Below are 1437 nucleotides of genomic sequence, written 5' to 3'. Positions count from 1 at the left end.
GTGCGGTTGTTGACAAGCGAGTCGAGCGTCGACGCGCTGAAGCCGTCTTCAAGCGAATCGAAGTTGCCATCGATGGCAACCATGTGGCCGTAGATTCCGCTCGACTCTGCCTGGATGACGAGACGGTCTTCTTCGGCGATGTCAGTACGCTGCGTGACGGTCTCGAGGAGGCCCTCGAGCTCGTCGTTCTCGTCAGCGGTGTCAGACGGTGCGGTCCACGTCTGGATGTTTTCGACACCCGGCTGGGTCAGGTCCAGCGTGGCAAGGTCGAGCTCGTCCGAGAGCTCGGAGTTATCGTCATCGTTCACGATGAAGATCGCGTCACCGTTGACGGACACGTCGTAGGTGGTCGCCTGAAGCGGACGGATGAGCTGATCCGTTCCGTCCTGATTCTCATCGATCAGGTCCAGCTGGTACAGGTACGCTTCGAAGGTACCGTCATTGATGCCAGAGGGACCGTTCAGGTCGTTACCGTCCGCGTTGTGGTATTCGGGGGCGTTTCCGCCTAGGCCACCGTGGATCTCGCTTTCCACGATGTCGTCGTCACTGTTGTAGACGAGGTCAGCGCTGCTCAGGTTCGTTCCGAGCGTCCGCGTGTTGACCTGGAAGGTCACCTCGTCGTCATCGTCGTCGTCCTCAACGTAGAGGACGTCGATGAAGCCGGAGTCCTCGTCGCCGATCTGGACGTAGCCGCTGTCGGCGTCTTCCAGTTCGACGGTCATTTCGACGATGTCACCCGCGGTCTGACTGTACGTACTCTCGGAGAAGTCGGCACCGACATTCTCCTCGGTCACGTTGAGCGAGGCCGTGTCCTCTGCGTCGGTGTCAGACACCGCGAAGGTGAACTCATAGTCGGAGGCGTCGACGTCCTGGAAGGAAACAGGAACCTCGTCGACGTCCTCGAAGTCCTCAAGAACGACCGTGGTGTCGTAATCGTCGTCACTCGTGTCGTCGAGACGCGCAGCGTTGAACGGGCTGCTCGCGAAGAGCGACTCGAGCTCCTCGGCGTCGAGGCCGCCGTCAGTCGAGACCTCAAGATCGTAGGCGTTGCGGTTGGACTCAATGGTGAGGTCAACTTCGTTGTTGGCGTCACCATTGGAGACATCTTCGCTCTCCCACTCGGTGGTGAGGCTCTGAGTCGCGACTTCGAACACACCGTCTCCACCGCTGCTGGCGGAAAGGGTGTTGGTCGCGGCACCGTTGTCGAACTCGATGATCTGGCTGTTGTTGTCGGCGCTGACGATCACGAGGTCTTCAGCCGGAAGACCGCTCGTGTCAAGCGTCGTCACACCAGAGTTGTTGAGCGAGAACTCGGTCTCGAGTCCACCGATGACGTTGTCGTTGCTGTCCCACGTACGGACCTGAAGGGCGTCGTTAGCCGTGAGCGTGTTACCGGCGGTCAGGCGAAGTTCCTGGCCGGACCAGAAAGTGCTGCCC

General features: G+C 60.1%; 1 pseudogene. It reads right to left on the bottom strand.

The features are described 5' to 3' along the window. Positions 1-1437: pseudogene (locus tag DVK07_RS22825) on the bottom strand (cell surface glycoprotein); the annotation flags it as partial.

It is taken from the genome of Halorubrum sp. Atlit-26R, from assembly GCF_003666015.1.
Lineage (GTDB): Archaea > Halobacteriota > Halobacteria > Halobacteriales > Haloferacaceae > Halorubrum.
Note: the sequence above shows the minus strand (reverse complement) of the source record. Positions and strands in the feature narration are given on the sequence as shown.